Source organism: Buttiauxella agrestis ATCC 33320, assembly GCF_000735355.1.
In the GTDB taxonomy this organism is placed as follows: Bacteria; Pseudomonadota; Gammaproteobacteria; order Enterobacterales; family Enterobacteriaceae; genus Buttiauxella; species Buttiauxella agrestis.
This window is the reverse complement of the sequence record NZ_JMPI01000037.1, coordinates 1-18,023: the sequence shown is the minus strand read 5'-3', so window position 1 is coordinate 18,023 and position 18,023 is coordinate 1. Positions and strand designations below refer to the sequence as shown.

Annotated in this window: 15 protein-coding genes and 1 riboswitch; of the genes, 8 read left to right on the top strand and 7 right to left on the bottom strand. The window is 50.3% G+C overall.

What is annotated here, in order from left to right; translation table 11 throughout:
- Positions 1–124: 124 nt before the first annotated feature.
- The 4 genes from fimZ to GBAG_RS13305 all read right to left on the bottom strand — a co-directional run bounded on the left by fimZ (position 125) and on the right by GBAG_RS13305 (position 5,267).
- Positions 125–757: a fimbria biosynthesis transcriptional regulator FimZ gene (gene fimZ, locus GBAG_RS13320; RefSeq protein WP_034496858.1), complete on the bottom strand. Its 633-nt coding sequence runs from the start codon at positions 755–757 to the stop codon at positions 125–127.
- A 592-nt stretch (positions 758–1,349) separates the two neighbouring features.
- Entirely contained in the window at positions 1,350–2,012 is a 663-nt protein-coding gene (locus GBAG_RS13315) for a helix-turn-helix transcriptional regulator (protein ID WP_034496856.1), read from the bottom strand.
- 325 nt (positions 2,013–2,337) lie between these two features.
- On the bottom strand, positions 2,338–2,943 hold the full coding sequence (locus GBAG_RS13310; protein WP_034496854.1) for a fimbriae regulatory protein FimW: 606 nt from the start codon (positions 2,941–2,943) through the stop codon (positions 2,338–2,340).
- Positions 2,944–3,083: 140 nt separating this feature from the next.
- A complete protein-coding gene (locus tag GBAG_RS13305; RefSeq protein ID WP_034496851.1) occupies positions 3,084–5,267 on the bottom strand; it encodes a sensor domain-containing phosphodiesterase in 2,184 nt (727 codons plus the stop codon).
- 410 nt (positions 5,268–5,677) lie between these two features.
- Between GBAG_RS13305 and GBAG_RS13300 the strand changes: the two genes are divergently transcribed.
- The 4 genes from GBAG_RS13300 (at position 5,678) to GBAG_RS13285 (ending at position 8,844) form a co-directional block, all read left to right on the top strand.
- On the top strand, positions 5,678–6,229 hold the full coding sequence (locus GBAG_RS13300) for a GNAT family N-acetyltransferase (protein ID WP_034496848.1): 552 nt from the start codon (positions 5,678–5,680) through the stop codon (positions 6,227–6,229).
- Between the two features lie 70 nt (positions 6,230–6,299).
- Positions 6,300–6,396: riboswitch (TPP riboswitch) on the top strand.
- A 36-nt stretch (positions 6,397–6,432) separates the two neighbouring features.
- Positions 6,433–7,221, top strand: a complete 789-nt coding sequence (gene thiM, locus GBAG_RS13295; protein WP_034496844.1) for a hydroxyethylthiazole kinase — start codon at positions 6,433–6,435, stop codon at positions 7,219–7,221.
- Positions 7,218–8,027 (top strand): bifunctional hydroxymethylpyrimidine kinase/phosphomethylpyrimidine kinase, encoded by an 810-nt coding sequence (thiD, locus tag GBAG_RS13290; RefSeq protein WP_034496842.1) that lies wholly within the window; start codon positions 7,218–7,220, stop codon positions 8,025–8,027. The genes thiM and thiD overlap by 4 nt, the downstream gene beginning before the upstream one ends.
- A 70-nt stretch (positions 8,028–8,097) precedes the next feature.
- Positions 8,098–8,844: a GntR family transcriptional regulator gene (locus GBAG_RS13285; protein ID WP_034496841.1), complete on the top strand. Its 747-nt coding sequence runs from the start codon at positions 8,098–8,100 to the stop codon at positions 8,842–8,844.
- 111 nt (positions 8,845–8,955) lie between these two features.
- Here the strand turns inward: GBAG_RS13285 and GBAG_RS13280 are convergent, their stop codons facing one another.
- From GBAG_RS13280 to GBAG_RS13270, 3 genes are read right to left on the bottom strand one after another with little or no spacing between them, the layout of a single operon-like run.
- The gene (locus GBAG_RS13280) at positions 8,956–9,918 is read right to left on the bottom strand and encodes a PfkB family carbohydrate kinase (RefSeq protein WP_034496839.1); all 963 of its coding nucleotides are present in this window, start codon (positions 9,916–9,918) and stop codon (positions 8,956–8,958) included.
- Entirely contained in the window at positions 9,905–10,921 is a 1,017-nt protein-coding gene (locus GBAG_RS13275) for an ADP-ribosylglycohydrolase family protein (RefSeq protein WP_034496837.1), read from the bottom strand. The genes GBAG_RS13280 and GBAG_RS13275 overlap by 14 nt, the downstream gene beginning before the upstream one ends.
- Positions 10,921–12,198: a nucleoside permease gene (locus GBAG_RS13270; RefSeq protein ID WP_051873721.1), complete on the bottom strand. Its 1,278-nt coding sequence runs from the start codon at positions 12,196–12,198 to the stop codon at positions 10,921–10,923. The genes GBAG_RS13275 and GBAG_RS13270 overlap by 1 nt, the downstream gene beginning before the upstream one ends.
- A 273-nt stretch (positions 12,199–12,471) precedes the next feature.
- On the opposite strand from GBAG_RS13270, the gene fbaB reads away from it, so the two are divergent.
- From fbaB to GBAG_RS13250, 4 genes are all read left to right on the top strand, one after another.
- Positions 12,472–13,524, top strand: a complete 1,053-nt coding sequence (fbaB, locus tag GBAG_RS13265) for a class I fructose-bisphosphate aldolase (RefSeq protein ID WP_034496834.1) — start codon at positions 12,472–12,474, stop codon at positions 13,522–13,524.
- Positions 13,525–14,210: 686 nt separating this feature from the next.
- Positions 14,211–15,365 carry a mandelate racemase family protein gene (locus GBAG_RS13260; protein WP_034496832.1) on the top strand — a complete coding sequence of 385 codons (1,155 nt, stop codon included), beginning with the start codon at positions 14,211–14,213 and terminating at the stop codon, positions 15,363–15,365.
- A gap of 71 nt (positions 15,366–15,436) precedes the next feature.
- Positions 15,437–17,071, top strand: coding sequence for an ABC transporter substrate-binding protein (locus GBAG_RS13255; protein WP_034496829.1), 1,635 nt, complete (start codon positions 15,437–15,439; stop codon positions 17,069–17,071).
- On the top strand, positions 17,068–18,023 hold a 956-nt coding region (locus GBAG_RS13250; protein ID WP_034496860.1), incomplete at its 3' end, for an ABC transporter permease. The genes GBAG_RS13255 and GBAG_RS13250, both read left to right, overlap by 4 nt.

The window sequence follows — 18,023 nt, the reverse complement described above, 5'->3', positions numbered from 1 at the left end:
CCAATGCGGATGCGACTTTTATGATTAATTATTATTAACCGATCGGGATGTATCTTAGTGACATAAAAAAAACCGGCAGCGTATCCCGGTTTTTTTATGCTTTACTGTGATGTGTGTCGCGCGGCTATAATAATTCTTTCACACGGGCATAATCGATAAGTTCGACAATAGAAGTGACATGCAGTTTTGAAAATATATTTGATTTGTGCGCACTGATGGTTTTGTTGCTCAACAGCAGTTGCTCGGCGATTTCTTTATTTGATAAACCATTAGCCAGATAACGTAATACAGTTATCTCCCGATTGGACAATGGCATATCATCGGTTCCGCCTTTGCGCGAGGTCGGGTTGCTGATTAATTCTAGTGTTTCAGAGGGGAAGAAAGAATACCCCGAAAGCAACATCTCCACGGCATGATAGATATCGTCCTGATCCTTTCTTTTACTGACAAAACCATTTGCCCCGGCCTGAATTGCCCGCCCGGCATAAAATCGCTCAGATTTCGATGAGAGGAAAAGTATGCGCGTGTCAGCCTGTATGCTTTTGATTCTCTTTAATAAAGTAAAGCCATCAATGGAAGGAAGTTCGATATCCAGAATCACTAAATCGACAGTGTGGGTGCGCATATAGTTAATCACCTCACGGCTATCGTCTGTTTTCATGACAACATCGATATTTTTATTTTTTTGTAACAGAACTTCTATCGACATTCTGACTATAGGATGTTCGTCCATAATAATTACGGATGCAGGTTTCATATTCTTGCCTCGGTTTTTTGAGAAACACATCGCATTGACGCAGAGTCACTGACGGTGAAAGTGGTGAAACGTTTCACTGATGAGTATTTTATTTTGTATGCAAGATGCTTCCTTGAACTTAAAACAGTCCTTCAAATTTACTATTCCATAGTGGTTTTGAACGTAATAAAAGGAGTTATTTCATTAGTAAAAAGAATGTATTCATATTAGCTAAATGAATGATTGGATTATACAGCCATATTATTTCAGAGAAAGGCTAGTGTTATCTTGATGCAATTATGCTGCGATCAAATTCTAATTAAATTGGTTAATTATTTGTTATTTGGATAATGCGCCTGTGTTAAGTTAAATGAATGGCAAAAAAGCTTGTTTTGAATATAAAGAATAGTGCGAAATCTTAAATGTTTAATATTTGTTATGTGTAACATGGAATCATTACATGATTTATCGCGTTGACGTGGCATAGCAAGCGGAAAACCGATTTTCCAGGAATAGTTATAATTGTGAAATATTTGATCTGATTTAACATAAATACAACATTGAAAATAGGCAATTTCCTAGCCTTCATCCGTAAGGTTGTTATTTAGCGCAGCTATTCTTTTCCTGACAACGGAGAGGATAATTTATTTAAAAGGTGTATGAGTGCCTTGTTGTTCTTGAGGCCAAGACGGGTGGCAATGCGCCCAAGCGTATACACAACAAAGTGGTAGGGTTTGTTGAATGACAGGGCTATCGTTTTCAATGAATCACCTTTTGCCACCGCCAGCAGAATGTTCCATTCACGATGAGATAGCGGAGCAGGGGGTGAGAAAACAAGCTCTTGCTCGTTCCGATTCAGGTTCAGTATTTTGAGCAACTCCGAAATGGTCTGCCGCCTTTCGACGACCGGGAAGCGGGAAGCTGCATCAATCAGTCTGGCGATGTTTTGGCAGCGGCAGGTAGCAAATTGCATGATATTGAGTTCGGGCCAGGTCTTATGCCATCTCCGCGTTGTATCCAGCACATCAATAGCTGCCTCGCTCACGCCATCCAGATCTATCAACATACGCGGCTGCGGGTTTCGGCTAAGTAATGTTTCAGCCTCGTCCAGGGTTGCGCAAACGTGAGTGCGCTGGTGCTTAAAAACAGACTCAGTGAGTGCGAGAGATAAGTAGTTGTCGCCGGTCATAAGGATGATATCGAGCGGTTCCGCCAGAGACTGTTTATGAATCTGATGTTGCAGGTATTCCAGACGGTCGAAGACAATCGGTGGCATTCTGGCATGGAGATTGGCAAGGCCACTATTTCTGATGCGGCGATATCTGCGTTTACGTGCGGCTATGTACAAATGCTCAGTCTTCTAGTGTGCGAATAAAGGGGACATTCGCTTTGCTACGGCAGGGAATCAATGCTGAATGAGACGTTATTTCCATATTTTTGTTGATAGCACAATGACGACTGAAAGGGGGTCGCTTAGGTTTCTCAGAAGCTGAATGTTCACAGCTTCTGATTATATCGTTGGAATGGATACTGACAGGGATTAAAAGTGTTAGATATTAGGTTTGGCTTAAGTACATATAAGCTGTTTCTTAAATAACATGTCAGTTAAGGATTAAAAAAAGGAGGTTGGTTTTAAGAAATTTATGCAATTCATATTGATCGCGAATACCCAATTTCCTCATGATTGCCTTACGATGTAATTTTGCGATATTTTCATCCAGTTTCATCAAACAGGCTGAATCTTTTAACGAATGCCCCTTAGCGATATGTGAAAGCAACTGGCGTTCGACAACGGTGAAGCTGCGTGTGGTGCAGTATTGGCAAATCCCGGCAGGAATCGCAACGGTGTTTTTTCCATGTCTGGACGGTTCAATCCACCAGGCTATTTTGCGGGTTATTTCATCAATTTCATCTTCTCTGAAGATAACCGGCAACATATACAAACATGGGCGAAACATCAGATTCTGATGTTCTTTTTGGCGGCAAATGAGAATAATTCGTTGAGACTTTGTTGCCTTAGGCATTTGATAGCACTCAGCAGTCACCCAATTATCATCCAAAGACAGAAATACAATATCGGCGCACTTATGGTGTTCGGGAGATAAAAAACAAAAATCTTGTTTAAGGTGCTGGCACACATTTGCAACGATAATTTTTATACCGTGAGTGAAATGGCTATTTTTTTCGCGTATCGCAATTGTAAGCATAAGATCTCTCATTGAGAAATAGATCGAATGGCGATGGTAATGAAGTTAACAGGCAAACTGAATAACTTGAGACTTAATCGACAAGTCGCTGAGGATGACTCAATACCAGGGGGTTTCCTGGTATGAAAAATGCAGGAAAATCATTTACGAAGGGATTCGATAGCAACAGGTTTGCCGGTATGATAGCCCTGAAGCCAACCCACACCCATGGTGATGAGCATTTGTTTGATCTCTTCGCTTTCAACAAATTCCGCGACAACTTCCAGATTTTTGAATTTTGCGGCTTCGCAAAAAGACATCACGATAAAATGGTCGAACTTTTCAGAAACGATATTTCGGACAAATGAACCATCTATTTTAAGAATATCTGCTTCAAGGTTTTTCAGACGAGAATAACTGGAAGCTCCCGTTCCAAAATCATCAATTGCGATCTTACAACCCAAGTTACGCAGCTCTCGCAATACATTTACAGCATTCAAGTTATCTATAATATCTGATTCAATAATTTCGAAGATGATGCGTTCCGGGCGAATTGACCAGGTGTTAAATAAAGTGAAAAGCCTGTCGAGGAAATCCGATTTGATCAACGACTGCGGGGTTAGATTTATCGAGAAACGACTGTCCGCCTGAGATTGACCCAGAGAGTGCATAAAACGAAACGTCTGCTCTATGACCGTCATATCCACTTCTGCGAGCAGGCCGGCTTCTTCTGCCAGGGGCAAAAACGTATTCGGGAAAAGCAAATTATTATTCCCCGCGTTAATCCGTATCAGGATTTCTTGATATCTGTCGGAACTGCTCGTGGAGACGATAGGCTGTGCCAGCAATACAAATGATTTTTGGTCTATCGACTGCTGCAACAGGTGGCGTAACACCGCAGGATTGACAGCGCTATCACCAGCTTCATTCATATTCAGGTTTTCAGGTTTGCCATTTTGCAGCGATACAAAAGTGCTGGCATTGAGTTGCCCGACAATATACGAAAGATTGGGGATGTTGTTATCGTAACGCATCCAGGATAAGCCAAAGTTTAACCCTAACTCCATCTCTCCCCAGGAAAAACGAAACGAAGTCATGGCTTTATAATAGGAGTCGATAAGACTTTCATTCATGTTGTCCAGACGCAGGAAAATGCCATATCCAGGACTGTAATAAATATTGTCATACCCCTTAAGCAGCGGTGTTAAGTATGCAACCACGGCTTTAACAAATTCAAAGCGGAAAGCAATACCATGAGCTTGTGTTAAAGAGTTTAATTCCGGGCACTGTACGGTACACAACCCTGCGTTCGGATATTGTATGAGATCTTTTTTAAGCGCTTGTAAATTGGGCAGGCCGGTATGAGGTTCAGATAAAGAGACGCGCTTAAGATGTTTGATGTAGTTAAGAATGCGTGTTGCCAGTACACCAACAAGGACAATAGTCAGGGAAAATATGGCAATCATTGATGATGCAAGCGCCAGATGGCCGATATAGTGCTCTACCGTAAATTCATTTTTTATCGATATATAATTATCAGTGTAATAGCCTAACAAAATGAGCATGAAAACCCATAATGGGTTTATCAGTGCATGGCCCAATCGGATTGAGCCCCAAAGCATTAGGGGTAATAGTAATACTATGGAATAATCAGTGAATATTAAAATGTCATTTCTTGTTGTAATCATGCAGTACATAATAGCAATCAAAAGCATTGCCCATACCAGCTGACTTATTGCATGTGGCCCATTAACAATCAAATCTTTTAACTGGCGCAAATAGCTTAAAAACCATGAGGGTTTGTAGCAGGCGCGGAAAAGTAAATAACAAAATGGGACACCTGTAATACAGGATGTCAGCATCCACTGAATATTGATAAGCGTAATAACGCTAAAAATATTTTCATCAGAGGCTGAGATAAAATGAAATTTGAGCAGTAACCACTGGTAGAGCAGGGTAAACGTAAAACTATTAAGGAAAATAAGCCAACATATGCGTTGCGCAGAGAGGCGGCTGCGCCCAAAACTTACCCTGCCTCGTTTGCCCGTTGCGCAAAAATAGAGCGTGACACAGATTAAAGCGCTGCTTAACTGTGCAGCGATACTCAGGAAATCAAACAGTGGATAGTGGTAAAAACTGTAAAGGGCAAACAGGGCTAACGTCGGGAGTGCCCTGCGATGGTATAAAATCAGCAATGCTGTAACGATGGGTAAGGTCAGATCATAAAACCGTAGCGGTATCCCAACTATTTCAACGCTATGGCTCAACTTCGCAGCAAGCGAATATAAAAAGAAAAATGTGACACATATTTTAATGTGCTGTTGAATGCTTGCTGAGAAAACCATATTTTTTAGCGTAGAATCCTAATTTTGATTAATAAACGCGCACTGCCTGATATAAGATATTTTAGAATATCATGTTTTTATTAAACGAACACTTAACAGTTTTGTGGTTATTAATTTCATATGGAACTTTGTGCGAGTCAATTGGAATATAGTCCTACGCGAAAATTATTTGTTGTTTCTTTGCTATGAATGTTGTTTTTTTTGGTTAGATGTTTTTAATGCTTGTGAATATGTGATTGCCATTATAATAATATAATTTCATGATGACATTATCCTGTTATATTCACAAAGTTAACTCTGTTACGCATGAAGGTACTCCCTGCTAAAAATGTTAATTACTTGTTGATGCCCGCTATTAATTCTATGTATAAATTACTCTAAACAATACAGCGTGAAGAAAGGGCAACAGTATGGAAATAATCACACCGAGATTGATCCTCCGGCCACTTCGTTCGGAAGATGCCGAGCAAATTCAAAACGTATTTCCGCGCTGGGAGATTGTGCGTTACCTGGTTTCTACTGTTCCGTGGCCTTATCCACCTGGCGCGGCAAAACATTATGTCGATAATGTTGCGCTGCCTGCTGTAAAAGAAGGAAAGGGCTGGTTCTGGTCCATTCGGCGTAAAGAAAATCCGCAGGAATTAATTGGGCTAATTTGTCTGATGGATACTCCAGATAACAACCGTGGTTTCTGGTTAGTCCCGGAATGGCAAGGACAGGGCCTGATGAGTGAAGCCTGCGGTGGAGTCAATGATTTCTGGTTTGAAACACTTGAGAAAGACGTGTTACGCGCGCCAAAGGCCGTCGCCAATGACCGTTCCAAAAACCTTTCCATCCGTCACGGCATGCGGCTTATCCGCACCGAAAAATCGCAATATGTGAGTGGAGAAATGGACTCGGAGCTTTGGGAAATAACCCGCGATGAATGGCGGCAATTCAAAAAGTTAGCGTCGCTGGCTTAACATCTGGCAGCACAGCCGGTTTACAGTCACTGTCGCGCGCATTATTCTTGTGAACGCAAAAATATGATTTATCAATGACTCGGGGTGCCCTTCTTTGTGAAGGCTGAGAAATACCCGTACCACCTGATCTGGATAATGCCAGCGTAGGGAAGTCAGATGCCTGCCTGGTCATCTCTTCTTTACGCCAGGCAGGAGCTTACAAGATGCAACCTGACCTGTTACCCGGCCACTGCGCCGCCTCGGTTTTACATAACTTACGCAGCACACCCCCTTTAGTCCATTGCATGACCAATGATGTGGTGCAGGGTTTTACCGCCAACGTGCTGCTCGCCATTGGCGCGGCTCCCGCTATGGTCATTGAGCCAGAAGAGGCTGCGCAATTTGCCCCCATTGCCAGTGCATTGCTGATTAATATCGGAACACTCACCGCTGATAGCAGTCGCGCAATGCTGGCCGCCATTCACGCCGCGAATCAATCCTCCACGCCATGGGTACTCGATCCGGTTGCCGTCGGCGCTCTGGCGTTTCGTACGCGATTTGCCCATGAACTTCTCGCGCTAAAACCTGCTGCAATCCGGGGTAATGCTTCAGAAATCTTAGCCTTAGCAGGGGAGCATTCCGCAGGTCGTGGCGTAGATAGCGCTGACGACGCACTTTCTGCATTACCCGCAGCCCTTAAACTGGCGCAGCTTACCGGCGCGGTGGTGGCAGTCACCGGCGAGGAAGATTACGTTACCGATGGCGAAAACGCCTGGAGCGTTGCGGGCGGCGGCGTGTTGATGACGCGCGTGGTCGGCACCGGTTGCGCGCTTTCCGCCGTGGTTGCCGCTTGCTGTTCGCTTCCAGGGACGCGGCTGGATAACGTGGCTGCCGCCTGCCAGTTTATGAAATTCGCCGGGGAACAGGCGATTGCCGTGAGTCGCGGTCCTGGCAGTTTTGTCCCGGCGTTTCTTGACGCACTTTACGGACTCAATGCGGAGGCTCTGGCATGAAAGGGCAAAAACGTATTAACGCATTGACGATTGCTGGCACTGACCCGAGCGGGGGCGCGGGCATTCAGGCTGACCTGAAAACATTCTCGGCACTGGGCGCGTATGGCACCAGCGTGATCACCGCGCTGGTGGCGCAAAACACCTGCGGCGTGCAGTCTGTTTATCGCATTGAACCGGCATTTGTCGCCGCCCAGCTTGATTCTGTGCTCAGCGATGTGCGCATCGACACCATTAAAATTGGCATGCTGGCTGAAACCGATATCGTTGAAGCGGTGGCTGAACGGTTGGCTTTTTACAATGCACGCAACGTGGTGCTCGATACGGTCATGCTGGCGAAAAGTGGCGACCCCTTGCTTGCGCCCTCTGCGGTAGAGAGTCTGCGTCGTCGGCTGTTGCCGCAAGTGACGTTGATCACCCCGAATCTGCCTGAAGCCGCCGCATTGCTGGACGCACCACATGCACGCAGTGAGCGAGAAATGAAGGAGCAGGGCGATGCGCTGCTGGGAATGGGGTGCAAAGCGGTGTTGATGAAAGGCGGCCATCTTGATGACGTCGAAAGCCCGGACTGGTTGTTCACCCGCGACGGCGCGCAACGTTTTACCGCTCCGCGTGTCCAGACTCGCCACACTCACGGCACGGGATGTACGCTTTCTGCGGCCCTTGCAGCACTTTATCCGCGCTATCTTGACTGGCCGAAGACTATTTCGGCGGCTAAAGCGTGGCTATCTCAGGCGTTAGAGCAGGCGGATTCGCTGGAAGTGGGCCACGGAATTGGACCGGTGCATCATTTTCATCAATGGTGGTAATCGAGGTAATACCTGTATAAGACCATTGAGTTATACTGGTTTCACCTTATCTTCCGGACATTTGCGCGAAATGGAACAGGTTCACCTGCAGCTCATTGAACAACTCATCCAGCGGTTTTCGCAGGCCGACAACACGCCGCTGTATTTGAAATTCGCCGAAACGGTGAAATCGGCGGTACGCAGCGGTGTGTTGCCGCAAGGGAATATTCTGCCGGGGGAGCGAGATCTCAGTCAGTTGACCGGCGTTTCGCGCATAACGGTGCGCAAAGCAATGCAGACGCTGGAAGATGAAGGGGTGGTGACGCGTTCCCGAGGCTACGGCACGCAGATTAACAACACGTTTGAGTATTCGCTGAAAGAGGCGCGTGGCTTTTCGCAGCAAGTTGTGTTGCGCGGTAAAAAGCCTGACACACTGTGGGTCAACAAACGCGTGGTGAAATGCCCGGCAGATGTGGCCGAGCAACTGGCGATTATCGCCGATAGCGATGTTTTCCTGCTGAAACGTATTCGTTATGTCGATGAAGATGCGGTTTCGGTGGAAGAGTCTTACGTGCCAACGGAATTAATCGCGAACGCTGATGACATCGGCGTTTCGCTGTATGACTATTTTCGCAGCCAGAATATTATCCCGCAGCGAACGCGTAGCCGCGTCAGCGCCAGAATGCCCGACAGCGAATTCCAGTCGCATATTAAGCTGGAAACGCCGGTGCCGGTTCTGGTGATCAAACAGGTGGCGTTTGACCCGCAAAACCGGCCAATCGAATACAGCATTAGTTATTGTCGCAGCGATCTATATGTGTTTGTCTGCGAAGAATAATACCCGTCATACTTCAAACGGCATCTTTGTTGGCTGCGTTCGCTTGCCCGAATCGCTTAGTTGACTAAGTTCATCGGGACTCGCTCTCTTGCCGCCGCGATGCCGCTCGAATTATTTTGGGTATTGGCAGAGTTGTTCAATAAAGGGGGCGCAATCGCCACCGCGGTGGCTAACGACATAAGAAGCCACGGCATTACCCAGACTTACCGCATCGCCGAGGTTCCAGCCCGCCGCCAGCCCAGCCAGAGTACCACCCGCATGGCTGTCGCCTGCGCCAATCGTATCCACAACCACGGCCGGGAACGGCGCTGCCAGACCAATACTCTCCGCTGAAGCAAACCAGGCACCTTCTTTGTCGAGCCGCACTATTAACGGCGAATCGTAGCGCTCAAGCCATTTCTCGCAAATTCCTGCAATATCATCGCCCGCTACATTCAACCACTGCGCGGCAATTGTTGCTTCCTGGCGGTTAAGGGAAACCATCGGTTTGCAGGCCATTATTCGCGCCAGCAGTGGCTCAGGAATATCGGCAATCCGCGGGCCAAAATCAATAAATGCGCTCACGTCATGCAGCGATTCCAGCCAGTTAACCAGTAATTCGGCACACGGCCCGGCAAGTTGATATCCAGACAGCGAAAGCAGGGTACCGGGCGCAGGCTGCAATTTATCCAGCCACTGCTGATTCCACTGGTGTTCGACGCCACGAAACGACATAAACGTTCTTTCGCCATCCGACTCCACCAGCGCCAGACACCAGCCGTTATCGCCGCTGGTGGTATGGATTTCGCTGTTGATTCCCTGCTTTTCCAGGCTTGAGCGAATGATATCCGCCCAGGTTCCCTGGCCAATCGGTAGCGCATTTTTTGAGGCAATGCCCAGGCGCGACAGCGTGAGCGCGATGTTCAGCGCGCAACCGCCGATGTTCACGCTTTGCTGTTGCAGTTCGATATCACATCCGCGCCACGGCAGGGCGTAAGCGTCGGCTATGACGTCAATAACTGCCGAGCCGAGCACGCAAACCGGGCGTTTCGCCGTAAGTGTCGGCAGGCGGGAATGCAATTCACTGGCGTTCATTTTGCGGCTCCCTTTGCTGGCGATAGCCCATAAACAGGCGGCTGTAGCGCGTAAAATCAAGCTGGTTAACGTCATCAAGCTCGCGTTTAAGTTTGCTATCAATGCTTTCTACGCCGTGTAGTGCGCCACAAATCGCCGTCGCCATCGCCCCAATAGTGTCGGTATCCCCGCCCAGGTTGGCGCATAAAATCGCGCAACGATTAGGGTTGGTTTGTGCCAGTTCCACCATCGCAATCGCTGCGGCGACAGATTCAATGGTGCTGGTGCCGGTGCCGACCAGGTGGTAAACCTGCTCCATGCCAGACTCGGTGCCGCGCGCGGTTCTGGCAACATTTAACGCCAGCTCAATACGCGCCCCAAGGGATGCATTAAAAGTAGTGACTCGCTTTTCCTGCGCGTGGCGAGCCACAGAAGGCAGTTCATCGCAAATGGTTTCCCAGTTCCGGCCTTCAATCGCTTTTGAAATCGCCCAGGCTATCACCACCGCGCCGGAAATCGCCAGATCGGATTTATGAGTCGGGCTGGAGGCCAGTGCGACTTCATCAATGAACGCGTCGAGATTATGCGTCGGCAACAGGCAACCCAACGGCGAGGCACGCATGGCCGCCCCGTTAGTGACGCCATTGTTTTCCAGCTCGCTGACCGGCGTGCCTTGCTTAATCGCATTCAGTGCGATTTTGGACGTTGGCCCAAGCACATTTTTGTTGAAAGCATCGAAGCCTTCCGCCCAGCGCAGAATATTGCGCCCGATGGTGTCCGGGTTGACTGCACCCTGATGCTCGATAATCGCATCGGCCAGCGCCAGCGCCATCGAGGTGTCGTCGGTAAACTCGGCGCGGTTGAAATAACAGGCGGCGTTATTTTCTGCTGGCCCCGGCAGGAAGCGGTCAATCCAGCCAAAGTGCGCTTTCACCCGCGAACGCGGCCACAACTCCGATGGCATTCCCATCGCATCGCCTAATGCCTGGCCGTAAAAGGCCCCCAGAATACGATTTTCCATCATTATGCTTCCTTTAAATCTTTGTCAGATTGGCTGCCAGCAACGGCAATAGTCGTGATTTCTTTGTCGGACTCGCGGAAGAACACCATGAACAACACGGTAATGACCGCAATCATCACAGCGCCAAAGCCCCACATTCCCGCCCAGTTGAAGGTCTGACCGTTGACAGGTGTTGGGTAGGCGAACATTTTTTCCATCAGTTGTGCGCCGATACGATAACCAAGCAAGCTACCAAAGCCCTGGCAGCACAGCGTGATAAGCCCTTGTGCCGCAGTGCGCATATGCACCGGCGCTTTTTTATCGACGTAGATATAGGCAGTGACGTAGTAGAAATCGTAACTCACGCCGTGCAGCAAAATACCGAGGAACAGCAGACCGTAAGTAAAGATATGGTCGGCGCCACCGTACACGAAGAAACCGTAGCGAATGGCGGCGGTGATAAGACCAAGCAGTAATACCTTTTTAATGCCAAAACGCTTAATGAAGAACGGCAGCGCCAGCATAAAGAAGATTTCGGAGAACTGGCCGAGCGTCATCCATCCAGTGGCGTTATGCATACCCACTTCGGTGAGATAACCATTGGCGAAGATGTAATAGAAAGCCAGCGGCATAGCAAACAAGAAAGAGCAGAAGAAAAAGACCAGGAAATTTTTGTCTTTCAGCAGCACGATGGCATCCAGGCCGAGCATCACTTTCACGCTCATTTTGCCGGTACTTTTCGGTGGCGTATTCGGCAGCGCCAGAGCAAATACCCCGAGTAACGCAGAACTGCCTGCGGTGATAAGCAACGGGATGTTGGTCGGCGAAATATCGCTAAAGCCCAGCATCTGTGGCAGGAAACCGCACACTAACCCAGATGCAATCCAGCCGATAGTGCCCATCACCCGAATGCGCGGGAAGTCCCGCTCCACATCATCAACATTGGAAAATGCGATGCTGTTTGTCAGCGCGATAGTTGGCATGTAGGTCAGGGAATAGGCCAGCAGCAGCGGGAAGAAATAGACAAACTCGGTTTGCTGCGCCGCCAGATACATCAGCACTGCGCCAACAAACATCAGCAGGGCGAGCACCTTTTGTGCGGCAAAAAAACGGTCAGTCAGCGAGCCGACCAGAATCGGCGAAAGAATTGCCGCGATAGCGGTACAGGCATAAGACCAACCAATTTCAGTCGGGCTAAAGCCACTTTTACTCAGGAACAGCCAAAGAGGGACGAACCAGGCGCCCCAGATAAACCATTCAATAAACATCATGAATGAAAGGCTAATTGTTGTACGTTTCATATTTAGAACCTTCATGATTGTGTTGGGTACACCACAACAATACCAATCAATAATACCTTTTAAATACCTTTGTGTTGTTTCTTTGACCGCCGTTGCAAAAATACACCGCCTGGAGACAAACCGTTACAAGCCAAAACCCACCTAAAGTGCTGCCCTGGGTGGCGAAGGTTGCCAGTCACGACCAGGATTATGGCTGCCTGTTTTATTCGAAGGCAGGCCAGGAATAACCATTGTCAGCGGGCAGGGTGCTCGCTGAAATAACGGGAGTGCATTATGACTGATATTGCGCAGTTGCTAGGCAAAGACGCCGACAGCTTGTTACAGCATCGTTGTATGACTATTCCGGCAGACCAGTTGTATCTGCCAGGCTCGGATTATGTAGACCGCGTGATGGTGGATAACAACCGCCCGCCAGCGGTGCTACGGAATATGCAAACGCTGTACAACACCGGGCGGCTGGCAGGCACCGGCTATCTTTCCATTTTACCTGTCGATCAAGGTGTGGAACATTCCGCGGGTGCATCGTTTGCCGCAAACCCACTCTATTTTGACCCGAAGAATATCGTCGAACTGGCGATTGAAGCGGGCTGTAACTGTGTCGCTTCAACCTATGGCGTGCTGGCCTCGGTGTCGCGCCGTTACGCGCACCGCATTCCTTTCCTCGTCAAACTCAACCATAACGAAACGCTGAGTTATCCGAACACCTTCGACCAGACGCTATACGCAAGCGTTGAGCAGGCGTTCAACATGGGCGCGGTGGCGGTCGGCGCGACCATTTATTTCGGTTCGCCAGAATCACGCCGCCAGATTGAAGAGATTTCGGTTGCGTTTGAGCGGGCGCACGAACTCGGCCTGGTGACGGTGCTCTGGGCGTATCTGCGTAATCCCGATTTCAAAAAAGATGGTGTGGATTACCACGTTAGTGCTGATCTTACCGGGCAGGCGAACCATCTGGCAGCGACCATTGGCGCGGATATCGTGAAGCAGAAAATGGCCGAAAATAACGGCGGTTACAAGGCGGTGAACTTTGGTTACACCGACGACCGCGTGTACACCAAACTGAGCAGCGATAACCCAATCGATCTGGTGCGTTACCAACTGGCGAACTGCTATATGGGCCGCGCCGGGCTGATAAACTCCGGCGGTGCTGCGGGTGGTGAGACTGACCTGACGGACGCGGTCCGCACGGCGGTCATTAACAAACGCGCAGGCGGCATGGGGTTGATTCTGGGGCGCAAAGCCTTTAAGAAATCCATGTCTGAGGGCGTGAAGTTAATTAATGCGGTTCAGGATGTTTATCTGGATGGGAAGGTGGGGATAGCGTGATTGCTCGCTTGCCGGGGATCGGTGAATTTCCGTTCACCTGAACGTATAAGGTTATGGAAGTGTGGTGAATTTCCGTTCACCTTTGCGAACTGTGTTCCTACATATTCCTGCTCACGGTGAACGTGCCATGGGGATTACGACATCCCCCTGGCGACCCCGTCGCCCGGCAAGTCAATCGCCGCTTACGCGGTAAACACCGTTTTTTACCCAACATTCGCGGTCGTTCGCGATTCGCTCCCGGCGATCGCTCACTCACGTGGTTCCCGACCACGTGACCACGACTGAAGGGTAAAAACCGGCGCGATTGGAGCCGGGAACAAGGGCAACGTTAAAAGCTAAAGTCAAAAGCCTGGCTGGTTTGGGTTTTGACCTTAGTCCCGGTATAAATTGCCCCAGTGTTCCCCATAAGTCAGGGTTGAGGCACCTGGCACGTTCACCGTTCACCGATAAATGAGGGATCGAATAACGTTCGGGAGAACGGAAAATCACTATCCCGCCATAGGCATCCCCCTCCGTTATCTCCGTCACAATTCCATAACACTTTGTGAAAAACATCACTTTCCCCTGTGCAAATGTCCAAAAAATCACCCCTATTTAGGCACCTTTGAACGAGGCGAAGGTGCTTTTTTACGCATACAGTAGATGGTGAAACGCTGTTTTAAAATCACAAAAGGACACTAACAGCCGTGAAAATTGAATCTGTAAACGTCACCGTTTTTACTTACCCAACCCGCCGTGTTTCTGACAGCGCAGGTCACTCCCACCCAGGCCCTGAGAGCCTCGCAAAAATGGCGATGCTCACGATCACCACCGATGAAGGGGATTGCGGGTATTCGTTCGCGCCGCCAGAAGTGGTGCGCCCTTATGTGGTCAATGCGTTTTTCCGCAAAGTGTTAGTCGGGCAAGATCCGTTTAACCGCGAGCGCATCTGGCAAGATCTGGTGCACTGGCAGCGTGGCAGCGCCCATCAACTCACCGAACGTGCGCTGTCGTTTGTCGAACAGGCGCTGTGGGATTTGATTGGCCGCAAACTGAAAGTCCCGGTCTACAAATTGCTCGGTGGATTCCGTGACAAAGTCCCGGCCTACGGCAGCACCATGTGCGGGGACGAACTGGAAGGCGGGTTATCTACGCCAGACGAATTTGGCCAGTTCGCTGAAAAACTGGTCGCTCGTGGCTACAAAGCCATAAAACTCCACACCTGGATGCCGCCTGTTGCGTTCGCGCCAGACCCAAAAATGGATGTCAAAGCCTGCGCCGCCGTGCGCGAAGCCGTTGGCCCGGATATCGATTTAATGCTCGACGGCTACCACTGGTATAGCCGCAGCCAGGCGCTGTACATCGGCAAGGCACTGGAAAAACTCAACTTCGCGTGGTTTGAAGAGCCGATGGAAGAAGAGAGCATGGCGTCTTACGTCTGGCTTTCTGAGAACCTGTCGATTGATGTTGTCGGGCCAGAAAGTCTTGGTGGCAAGCACCACAGCCGCGCCGATTGGGTGAAGGCGGGTGCCTGCGACATTCTGCGCGCCGGGGCGAACGGCGTCGGCGGGATTGCGCCAACTATGAAAGTGGCGGCACTTGCGGAATCCTTCGGTATGGACTGCGAAGTGCACGGCAACGGTGCGGCAAGCCTCGCCGTGGTGGGCGCGATTCGCAACTGCCGCTGGTACGAGCGTGGTTTACTGCATCCGTTCCTCGAATACGATGAACCCGCAGCCTACCTCAACAGCATCGTAGACCCGATGGACGCCGACGGTTTTGTGCATTTGCCACAGCGTCCGGGCCTGGGTGAAGACATCAATTTTGAATATATCGAGATGAACACCGTTAGCCGCGATTAACCCGCGCAAAAATAATAATCCCGGCGCGAAAGACGCCGGGGAATACTGACCCTACAAAAACGGTATCTATCATGAATCGAAGCTCCCGGCTGGGGGCGTGGCTACTCACGCTCCTGCTCATGTTCGGCAGCAGTTCGGTGGTGGCCAAAACGCCGCCTGACCAGCTGATTATCGGCATGAATATGAATAACCTGCTCACGCTTGATCCGGCCGCGATGACCGGCAATGAAGTGGTGGGGCTGGTGGTAAACCTCTATGACTCGCTGGTGGAATTAGATCCGGCAAAACTCACTAACGTGCGCCCGGCACTGGCGAAATCCTGGGAGATTTCACCAGACGGTAATCGCCTGACCTTTCACCTGCGCGATGGCGTGAAATTCCACTCTGGCAACGTACTCACCGCAGACGACGTGGTGTGGTCGATGCGCCGCGTGCTGCACCTGAACCTGGCGCAGGCATCGGTGTGGAAATCCTACGGCTTTAGCAAAAAGAACGTCGATGAACATGTGAAAGCCCTGGATGCTTCAACGGTGGAAATCACGCTGCCGAAAGCCAACGACCCGCAACTGGTGATTTACTCGCTGGCCGCCCTCGGTAGCGTGGTGGTACTGGACAGCAAAACGGTCGAGCAGCATGTGCAAAACGACGACTGGGGCAATCGCTGGCTGACGACCAACGAGGCCGGTTCCGGCCCGTTCAGCCTCGAAGTGTGGCAGGCGAAGGACGTGCTGCGCATGAAGCGCAACCCGGATTACTGGCGCGGCGAACCGAAACTGGCACGCGTGGTGTTCCGCCACTTCCAGGAATCGCAAACCCTGCGCCTGATGATTGCCAAAGGCGACCTGGATATTGCCAGCAATATGGCGGTTTCGGACGTTAACGCCCTGCGTAAAGACCCGGAATTGACGGTCGATGCAGTAAAAAAAGGCACCATTTATTACGTCGCCATGAGTATGAAAGAGCCGCATTTTGCCAACCCGAAAGTGCGCGAAGCGGTGCGCTATCTGATTGATTATCAGGGCATCAACAAAGCGCTTATGCCGGGCTATGGCGTGCTGCACCAGCGCCCAATCCAGTCTGGAATGCCTGCCACCTTGCCCAATCCTGGTTATGCGCTGGATATTCCCCGTGCGAAAAAACTGCTGGCGGAAGCGGGTTATCCGGATGGATTTGACACCACCTTGCGCGTGCTGGCGGATCAGCCGTTCCTGAACATCGCCATTGCGGTGCAATCCACGCTGATGCAGGCGGGGATCAACGCCAAAATTGTCACCGGAACCGGCAACCAGATTTACGGCGCGATGCGTGAACGTAAGTTCGACATATTGGTTGGGCGTGGCGGCAGTGGCGTAGAACCGCATCCCCATTCCAGCCTGCGATCGCTGGTCTATAACCCGGATAACAGCGACGCGGCGCGTTTGACTAACTTCCAGGGCTGGCGCACCAGCTTCTACGACAAACAAATTAATCAGCAAATCGACCAGGCGCTGGTCGAGCGCGACCCGGCAAAACAGCTCGAGGAATATCAGGCCATTCAGACGCGTTATGACGAGCTGATCCCGGCGTTGCTGCCGCTTTCGCAAATGGTGGACTCGGTGGTGGTGCGCAACGAAGTGCAGAACTACCAGCCGCACCCGTCGGCCACCACTTTCCTGCGCGATGTTTATAAAACGCAAACCGCAGAGCATGGGGAGAACAAAGGATGAGCATGATTTTGCTGGCACCGGGCGGCCGCGCCCGGCGTTTTTCAAAGCGCTTAAGCCAGGTGTTGATCACCTTGTTTGGGCTGCTGTTGCTGACCTTTTTCATTGGCCGCGTGATGCCTATCGACCCGGTGCTGGCGATTGTCGGCCCGGATGCCGACCAAAGCACCTATCAGCAGGTCTATCACCAGCTCGGCTTTGATCAATCTTTGGCAACGCAGTTCTGGATTTACCTCGGCGGCCTGCTGCATGGCGATTTAGGCAACGCGCTGCTGACCGGGAAACCGGTGGTGGATGACATTCTGCGCGTCTTCCCGGCAACGCTTGAACTGGCTACGGTGGCGATTATCGTCGGTGCGGGCCTTGGTATTCCACTAGGCGTTTGGGCGGCGGCGCGTCGCAACAGCGTGGTGGATTACGCAGTGCGAATTATCAGCCTCGCCGGTTATTCGACGCCGATCTTCTGGGTCGGGATGATGGGATTGCTGCTGTTTTACGCCTGGCTGGGTTGGGTAGGCGGTGCAGGGCGCATTGATTTAGGGCTGGATGGCGTTGTGCCGCGCCGCAGCGGTTTGCTGCTGGTGGATGCGCTACTGGCTGGAAACAGCGCGGTGTTTTTCAACGCGCTCAATCACCTGATTCTGCCTGCCTCACTGCTCGGTTTTCACTCAATGGCCTACATCAGCCGAATGACGCGCAGCTTTATGCTGGCGCAGCTGTCGCAGGAATTCATTATTACCGCCAGGGTAAAAGGGCTGACCGAACGCCAGGTTATCTGGAACCACGCGTTCCGAAACATTCTGGTGCAACTGTTAACCGTGGTGGCGTTGGCGTACGGCTCACTGCTCGAAGGCGCAGTGTTAATTGAAACCGTGTTCTCGTGGCCGGGCTTTGGTTCTTATTTAACGGGCAGTTTGCTGCTCGGCGATATGAATGCGGTGATGGGCTGCGTGCT

Coding starts and splice junctions, on each gene's coding strand:
- GBAG_RS13255 (WP_034496829.1), top strand. CDS start 15,437: ATGAATCGAAGCTCCCGGCTGGGGGCGTGGCTACTCACGCTCCTGCTC.
- GBAG_RS13310 (WP_034496854.1), bottom strand. CDS start 2,943: ATGCTTACAATTGCGATACGCGAAAAAAATAGCCATTTCACTCACGGT.
- thiD (WP_034496842.1), top strand. CDS start 7,218: ATGAAAGGGCAAAAACGTATTAACGCATTGACGATTGCTGGCACTGAC.
- GBAG_RS13280 (WP_034496839.1), bottom strand. CDS start 9,918: ATGAACGCCAGTGAATTGCATTCCCGCCTGCCGACACTTACGGCGAAA.
- thiM (WP_034496844.1), top strand. CDS start 6,433: ATGCAACCTGACCTGTTACCCGGCCACTGCGCCGCCTCGGTTTTACAT.
- fbaB (WP_034496834.1), top strand. CDS start 12,472: ATGACTGATATTGCGCAGTTGCTAGGCAAAGACGCCGACAGCTTGTTA.
- GBAG_RS13305 (WP_034496851.1), bottom strand. CDS start 5,267: ATGGTTTTCTCAGCAAGCATTCAACAGCACATTAAAATATGTGTCACA.
- GBAG_RS13315 (WP_034496856.1), bottom strand. CDS start 2,012: ATGCCACCGATTGTCTTCGACCGTCTGGAATACCTGCAACATCAGATT.
- GBAG_RS13300 (WP_034496848.1), top strand. CDS start 5,678: ATGGAAATAATCACACCGAGATTGATCCTCCGGCCACTTCGTTCGGAA.
- GBAG_RS13285 (WP_034496841.1), top strand. CDS start 8,098: ATGGAACAGGTTCACCTGCAGCTCATTGAACAACTCATCCAGCGGTTT.
- fimZ (WP_034496858.1), bottom strand. CDS start 757: ATGAAACCTGCATCCGTAATTATTATGGACGAACATCCTATAGTCAGA.
- GBAG_RS13275 (WP_034496837.1), bottom strand. CDS start 10,921: ATGATGGAAAATCGTATTCTGGGGGCCTTTTACGGCCAGGCATTAGGC.
- GBAG_RS13270 (WP_051873721.1), bottom strand. CDS start 12,198: ATGAAACGTACAACAATTAGCCTTTCATTCATGATGTTTATTGAATGG.